Source organism: Nocardia neocaledoniensis (assembly GCF_029868625.1).
Lineage (GTDB): Bacteria > Actinomycetota > Actinomycetes > Mycobacteriales > Mycobacteriaceae > Nocardia > Nocardia neocaledoniensis_A.
Window position 1 is genome coordinate 24457 of the sequence record NZ_JARWOJ010000387.1, and the last position, 6917, is coordinate 31373.

9 protein-coding genes are annotated in these 6917 nt (G+C 71.7%); 4 read left to right on the top strand and 5 right to left on the bottom strand.

Annotated elements, in window-relative coordinates; translation table 11 throughout:
* The first annotated feature begins 24 nt into the window (after nt 1-24).
* The 4 genes from QH270_RS30780 to QH270_RS30795 all read left to right on the top strand — a co-directional run bounded on the left by QH270_RS30780 (nt 25) and on the right by QH270_RS30795 (nt 2324).
* Entirely contained in the window at nt 25-741 is a 717-nt protein-coding gene (locus QH270_RS30780; RefSeq protein ID WP_280347856.1) for an IclR family transcriptional regulator, read from the top strand.
* Nucleotides 742-810: 69 nt separating this feature from the next.
* The gene (locus QH270_RS30785) at nt 811-963 is read left to right on the top strand and encodes a hypothetical protein (protein WP_280347859.1); all 153 of its coding nucleotides are present in this window, start codon (nt 811-813) and stop codon (nt 961-963) included.
* A gap of 56 nt (nt 964-1019) precedes the next feature.
* Nucleotides 1020-2078, top strand: a complete 1059-nt coding sequence (locus tag QH270_RS30790) for a 12-oxophytodienoate reductase (RefSeq protein ID WP_432420457.1) — start codon at nt 1020-1022, stop codon at nt 2076-2078.
* A 51-nt stretch (nt 2079-2129) separates the two neighbouring features.
* Nucleotides 2130-2324: a hypothetical protein gene (locus QH270_RS30795; protein ID WP_348537698.1), complete on the top strand. Its 195-nt coding sequence runs from the start codon at nt 2130-2132 to the stop codon at nt 2322-2324.
* Nucleotides 2325-2332: 8 nt separating this feature from the next.
* Here QH270_RS30795 and QH270_RS30800 read toward each other — a convergent pair whose 3' ends face one another.
* Genes QH270_RS30800 through hisD form a run of 5 tightly spaced genes read right to left on the bottom strand, consistent with a single transcriptional unit; the run spans nt 2333 to nt 6568 of the window.
* Nucleotides 2333-2821: a nitroreductase family deazaflavin-dependent oxidoreductase gene (locus tag QH270_RS30800; protein WP_280347862.1), complete on the bottom strand. Its 489-nt coding sequence runs from the start codon at nt 2819-2821 to the stop codon at nt 2333-2335.
* 18 nt (nt 2822-2839) lie between these two features.
* The gene (gene hisH / locus QH270_RS30805) at nt 2840-3469 is read right to left on the bottom strand and encodes an imidazole glycerol phosphate synthase subunit HisH (RefSeq protein ID WP_280347864.1); all 630 of its coding nucleotides are present in this window, start codon (nt 3467-3469) and stop codon (nt 2840-2842) included.
* Complete coding sequence (gene hisB, locus QH270_RS30810; protein WP_280347866.1) at nt 3466-4080, bottom strand: imidazoleglycerol-phosphate dehydratase HisB; 615 nt, start codon at nt 4078-4080, stop codon at nt 3466-3468. The genes hisH and hisB overlap by 4 nt, the downstream gene beginning before the upstream one ends.
* Before the next feature lie 26 nt (nt 4081-4106).
* On the bottom strand, nt 4107-5234 hold the full coding sequence (locus QH270_RS30815) for a histidinol-phosphate transaminase (protein WP_280347868.1): 1128 nt from the start codon (nt 5232-5234) through the stop codon (nt 4107-4109).
* Nucleotides 5231-6568: a histidinol dehydrogenase gene (hisD, locus tag QH270_RS30820; RefSeq protein ID WP_280347870.1), complete on the bottom strand. Its 1338-nt coding sequence runs from the start codon at nt 6566-6568 to the stop codon at nt 5231-5233. Before hisD ends, QH270_RS30815 begins: the two co-directional genes overlap by 4 nt.
* Between the last annotated feature and the right edge of the window lie 349 nt (nt 6569-6917).

The following is a 6917-nucleotide window of genomic DNA, read 5'->3' on the forward strand; positions in this document are numbered from 1 at the left end:
TGCTCCGACGGTATGGGAGTCGTCATGTCAGCCGGACCGAACTCGCCCAGCGCCGATCTCTCCTCGACGATCGACCGCTTCTCCCTGGTGATGGCGACGTTCCGGGGTGCGCCGAAGCAGACCCTGACCGAGGTCGCCCGACACACGGGGATCCCACGCACCAGTACCCTGCGGCTGCTCACCCACCTGGTGCGCGTCGGCTGGCTCGCCCGCCACGGAACTCATTACGCACTGGGTGACACGCTCGCCGAGTTCGGTGCACTCGCCCTGTACCGAGCCGACTTCGACCGGGTGGTGACGCCCGTGCTCCACGACCTGCACCGGGTCACCGAATGCGTGGTGCATCTCGGCGCGCTCGAGGGCAATCAGGTCCGCTATCTCGAGAAGGTCGGCGGATCGCGGGCGCCCGAACTGGGGACGGGGGTGGGAACGCGAGTGCCCGCGCTGTCGTCCACCTTGGGCAGGACGCTGCTCGGCACTGCCCGCCCGGCGTCGCCAGATCCCGATGGGACCGACGTGACCTTCGGGAACTGCTCGGCCGGCTACCGTTGCATCGGTGTGCGAGTCGGCACGCTCGGCGGCACCGCCGTCGGCCTGTCGGTGAGCGGACCCGCGCACCGCGTGCGCTTCGACCGGTGGCACGCGGCGCCCGTGCGCCTGGCCGCCTCCGCCCTCGCGCGGTATCTGGACTCGCCGACGACCCAGCCTCCGGACGGACCGGCGCGGCGGACATCGGCCTGACCCCGGGGCGAGTCCGCTCACCGGAATCGCTCGTTGCCGCCGCGACGACACCGCTGGCAGCGTGGGGCCATGGCTTCCGAACTCACACTCACCCCGGCCGAACGATTGCTCACGATCGAGGAGATCGAGCGCACCTTCGCCGAGGACACCGCCGACCGGGTGGTGGGCAAGGAGAACCTGACCCGCGCGATCAGCCCGATGCTCGGCGTGGCCCCGCTGTGAGCACCCTGTTCACCCCGATCCGGATCCGGTCCCTCACGCTCCCCAATCGCCTCGTCATGTCGCCCATGACCAGGGAACACTCTCCCGGCGGCGTGCCCGGCACCGACGTGGCGGCGTACTACCGCCGCCGGGCCGCGGGCGGCACCGGTCTGATCGTCACCGAGGGCGTCGCGATCGACCATCCGACCGCCGTCGACAGCGCGGCCGTGCCGCGTCTGCACGGCGCCGCCGCGCTCGCCGGGTGGCGGCACGTCGTCGACCAGGTCCACGCGGCGGGCGGCCGGATCATCCCGCAGCTGTGGCACGTCGGGCCACTGTGGGGCGCCATGGGGCCGGTCGACCCGGCACTCACCCCGATGCGGCCGTCCGGACTGTGGGGCCGGGTGGGGCACACCGTGTATTCCGACGACTATGTCGCGCGGGCCCTGGTACCGACCGCGGCGATGACCGAGCGGAACATCGAGGACGTCATCGCCGCATACGTGCGATCGGCGCGCAACGCGATCGACGTCGGATTCGACGGCATCGCCCTGCACGCGGGTCACGGCTACCTGCTCGACGCCTTCGTCTGGGCGGAGACCAACCGGCGCGACGACGACTGGGGCGGGGACCTGCTGCGGCGCACCCGGTTCCCCGTCGAGGTCGTGCGCGCGATCCGCCGCGAGATCGGCCCCGACCTGCCGATCTTCTACCGGTTCTCCCAGCACAAACAGCAGGACTACGCCGCCCACATCGCCGCGGGCCCGGACGATCTCGCGGTGATTCTCGGCGCCCTCGTCGAGGCCGGAGCCGACGTCCTCGACGCCAGCATCCGCCGGTTCGACCAGCCCGCGTTCGCGGGCAGCGAGCTGACCCTGGCGGGCTGGGCGAAGAAGCTGACCGGCGCGGTGAGCATGGCCGTCGGCAGCATCGGCATGAGCGCGGCGCTGCGCGATCCCGAAGCGCCGGTCCCGGTGGGCCTCGACGGCGTGCACCGCAGACTCGACAGCGGGGAATTCGATCTCGTCGCGATCGGACGCCTCCACCTGGCCGATCCGGCCCTGGCCGAAACCCTGCGCACCGGCGCCCCGCTACGCCCGTACGACCGGGAGGTGCACCCTCGGCGCCTGCACTGACCGCGTCGATCCGACTGGGAACCGCACCTCGACACCGACGAACTGCTCAGGGTGCTGCGCGGCCGCGTCACGGTGGAAATCCTCACCGACAGCGACCGGCACCGGATTCCACGCACCGCAGGGCAATTCGTGATCGTGCCCCGGGGTCACTGGCATCGCCACCTCGACATCGACCAGGTCGTCGAGATGTTCTACACCCCGGGTGCGACGATCGAGTCCACGGCGGACGACCCCCGGATCGGCTGACCGCGCGGCTATTGCGCCCTCGGCCGCAGGACGACGACGGGGATCTCCCGGTCGGCCCAGGCCTGGTAGTGGTCGAAGTCGGCGTACAGGTCGACGAGCAGCGGCCACAGCCGGGCCCGCTCGGCAGGGTCGGCGGTCACGGCGTGGACGGGATGGCGGGTGCGGCCGATCTGCACGTGGGTGTCCGGGGTCGCGCGCAGATTGCGGTACCACTGCGGATGGGTGGACAGGCCACCCTGGGAGGCCACGATCACGATGTCGGCACCGTCGACGAGGTAGAGCAGCGGCGTGGTGTAGACCGTGCCCGACTTACGGCCCCGGTGTTCGAGCAGCAGCGTCGGCACCGGCTTGCGGAACCCCGCGCCCACCCGCCACTTCGCGCCGATCCGCCCACCGGTGCGCTGATAGACCCACACCTGCGTCTTGCCCATGATCTTGAAGATCTTGGGCAGCATCGGAGAATCGAGGTGTTTCGGACGCGGCGGTGTAGCGGTCATTCCCTGACCATAATCCGCCTACAGCGCCTCGATCCAGTTGCGCAGCAGGTGCGCGCCAGCGTCACCGGACTTCTCGGGGTGGAACTGGGTCGCCGAGAGCGGGCCGTTCTCGACGGCCGCGAGGAACGGGACGCCGTGCTCGGCCCAGGTCAGTTTCGGCGGCGCGATGTGTTCGGCTTCGGGGAGCTCCCACTGCTGCGCGGCGTAGGAGTGCACGAAATAGAAGCGGGTGTCGGCGTCCATGCCGGCGAACAGGGTGCTGTCGGCGGGCGCCTTGACCGTGTTCCAGCCCATGTGCGGGAGAACGGGGGCGTCGAGACGGGCGACGGTGCCCGGCCATTCGCCGCAGCCCTCGGTCTCCACGTCGAACTCGACCCCGCGGTCGAACATGATCTGCATGCCGACACAGATGCCGAGGACCGGACGTCCCCCGGCCAGCCGCTGACCGATGATCCGGTCACCGCGCACCGCGAGCAGTCCCGCCATGCACGCCGCGTACGCGCCGACACCGGGCACGACCAGCCCGTCGGCGGCCAGCGCGGCCCGCGGGTCGGCGGTGACCTCCACCCGCGCGCCCGCCCGCACCAGTGCGCGCTCGGCGGAGTGCAGGTTGCCGGAGCCGTAGTCCAGCAGCACAACGGATTTCACAGCACACCCTTCGTCGACGGGACGCCGCTGACGCGCGGGTCGATCTCGACGGCGGCCCGCAGCGCCCGCGCCACCGCCTTGAACTCGGCCTCGGTGATGTGGTGCTGGTCGCGGCCGTAGAGCACGCGCACGTGCAGCGCGATCCGCGCGTTCTGCGCGATCGACTCGAACACGTGCTTGTTCAGCACCGTCGAGTAGGACGCGCCGGGACCGGCGCTCGGAATGATGGTGTGCATCAGGTGTTCCGGTTCACCGGTGAACACGCAGTACGGCCGCCCCGACACGTCGACGGCGGCGTGCGCGAGGGTCTCGTCCATCGGGATGAACGCGTCGCCGAAGCGGCGGATGCCCTTCTTGTCGCCCAGGGCCTTGCCCAGCGCCTGGCCGAACACGATGGCGGTGTCCTCGACGGTGTGGTGCGCCTCGATCTCGATATCGCCCTCGGCCCGCACGACCAGGTCGAATCCGCCGTGCTGGCCCAGCGCGGTCAGCATGTGGTCGTAGAACGGGACGCCGGTGGAGATCTCGGTCTGCCCGGTGCCGTCGAGGTCGAGTTCCACCAGGATCGACGATTCCTTGGTGACCCGTTCCACCCGTGCGGTTCTGCTCATGATGTGTTCCTCCACAGGGGAATTCGTCAGTGGGTGAGGTCGGTGCCCGCGATGTCGCGGCTCACCCGCAGGAACTCGTCGTTCTCCGCGGCGAGCCCGATGGTGGCGCGCAGGTACCCGGGGATGCCGACGTCACGGATGAGCACGCCCGCGTCGAGGTAGTGCTGCCAGGCGGCGGCCGCGTCGGTGAACCGGCCGAACAGCACGAAGTTGGCGTCGCTCGGGATCACCTGGAAGCCCTGCTCGGTGAGCGCGGCCGCGACCCGGTCGCGCTGGGCGGCCAGTTCCGCCACGCTGCCGAGGGTTTCGTCGGCGTGGCGCAGCGCCGCCCGCGCGGCGGCCTGGGTGACCACCGACAGGTGATACGGCAGCCGCACCAGCAGAATCGCGTCGATCACCGCGGGCGAGGCGGCCAGGTAGCCGAGGCGACCGCCCGCGAAGGCGAACGCCTTGCTCATCGTGCGGGTCACCACCAGCTTGGTCGGGAACCGGTCGATCAGCGTGATCGCGCTCGGCGCCGCCGAGAACTCACCATAGGCCTCGTCGACGACGACGATGCCGGGCGCCGCGGCCAGCAGCCGCTCGAGCTCCGCGAGCGGAATGCTGTGCCCGGTCGGGTTGTTCGGGCTGGTCACGAAGACCACGTCGGGGCGGCGTTCGGCGATCTGCGCGACGGCGTAATCGATGTCGAGGGAGAAGTCGCCGCTGCGCTTGGCCTCGATCCACTCGGTGTCGATGCCCTCGGAGATGATCGGGTGCATCGAGTAGGAGGGCACGAAACCCAGTGCGCTGCGGCCGGGCCCGCCGAAGGCCTGCAGCAGCTGCTGCAGGATCTCGTTCGAGCCGTTGGCCGCCCACACATTGGCGGTGTCGACGGGGATGCCGGTCTGGCGGGTCAGGTACTCGGCGAGATCGTGGCGCAGCGCGACCGCGTCGCGATCCGGGTACCGGTGCAGGTCGGCGGCGGCGGCGCGCACCGACTCGGCGACGTCGTCGATCAGGGCCCTGCTCGGCGGGTGCGGGTTCTCGTTGGTGTTGAGCTGCACGGGCACCGTCAATTGCGGTGCGCCGTACGGGGATTTGCCGCGCAGGTTCTCGCGCAGCGGCAGCTGGTCCAGCGTCGCCGACGCGCCGGGCACGGTGGGGGCGCTCACGACAGCGCCTCGAAACGCGCGCGCACGGCTTGGCCGTGCGCGGGCAGATCCTCCGCGTTGGCCAAGGCGACGACGTGTCCGGCGACATCCTTCAGCGCCGCCTCGGTGTACTCCACGATGTGGATGCCACGCAGGAAGGTCTGCACGCTCAGGCCCGAGGAGTGCCGCGCGCAGCCCGCGGTGGGCAGCACGTGATTGGAACCGGCGCAGTAGTCGCCCAGGCTCACCGGCGCCCACGGACCGACGAAGATCGCGCCCGCGCTGCGCACCCGCGCCGCCACGGCCGCCGCGTCGGCGGTCTGGATCTCGAGGTGCTCGGCGGCGTAGGCGTCGACGACGCGCAGGCCCTGGGCGATGTCGTCGACCAGGACGGTGCCGGACTGCTTGCCGCTCAGCGCTTCCCGCACGCGCGCGTCGTGCTTGACCACGGCGAGCTGGGCGTTGAGCGCGGCGTCGACCGCGTCGGCCAGCGCCACCGAATCGGTGACGAGCACGCTCGCGGCGAGCACATCGTGCTCGGCCTGGCTGATCAGGTCGGCGGCCACGTGCACCGGGTCGGCGGTGGCGTCGGCGAGCACGGCGATCTCGGTGGGGCCCGCCTCGGCGTCGATGCCGACCAGGCCGCGGCACAGCCGCTTGGCGGCGGTGACGTAGATGTTGCCGGGGCCGGTGATGAGGTCGACCGGCGCCAGGGCGGCGCCGTCGGTATCGGTGCCGCCGTAGGACAGCAGCGCCACCGCCTGCGCGCCACCGACGGCCCACACCTCGTCGACGCCGAGCAGCGCGGCCGCGGCCAGGATGGTCGGGTGCGGCAGACCGCCGAACTGGGCCTGCGGCGGCGAGGCGACGACCAGCGAGGCCACGCCGGCGGCCTGGGCCGGGACCACGTTCATCACGACCGAGGACGGGTAGACGGCGTTGCCGCCGGGCACGTACAGCCCGACCCGCTCCACCGGCACCCACTTCTCGGTGACGGTGCCGCCGGGCACCACCTCGGTGACGGTGTCGGTGCGCCGCTGGTCGGCGTGCACCTTCCTGGTCCGCTCGATCGCGACCTCGAGCGCGGCGCGCACGGCCGGGTCGAGCTCCGCGAGCGCCCTGGCCAGCTCGGCGACCGGCACCCGCACCACGGTGGGGCGCACGCCGTCGAACTTCTCGCTGTAGTCCAGCGCGGCCTCGACGCCCCGGTCGCGGATGTCCTCGACGACCGGCCGCACATGATGCAGCACCGAGTCGACGTCGACCCCGCCCCGCGGCAGCGCGGTGCGCAGCTCGGCGGTGGACGGAGTACGACCGCGCAGATCGACGCGGGCGAGCTCGATGCGGGAAGTCATATCGGCGTGCGGTCCTGTCTGTGCTGGGCTCAGGTCAGCTACCAGACTATCGGTCGCCCGCCACCGCTTTTCCGGCACATCCCCGCCGAAGACGACCGGCCCCCCGCCGGGGAGGCGGCCCGGGCGGCCAACCGAAGGTGGTAGGTGGCACCCCCCCCCCCCCCGCCGCGCGCCGCCCCCCGGCGGCCCGGCCCGCCCCCCCCCGCGGGGCTGGCCCCCGCGCGGCGCCCGCCCGGAAGACCGCGAGCGCTTCCGCACCCAGGTGCGGCCCGCTCACCTCGACCGGCACATTCGACGAGGCCACCAGCTCCGCGCAGGTGAGCGTGAAACTCGGCCCGCCGGGCAGGAT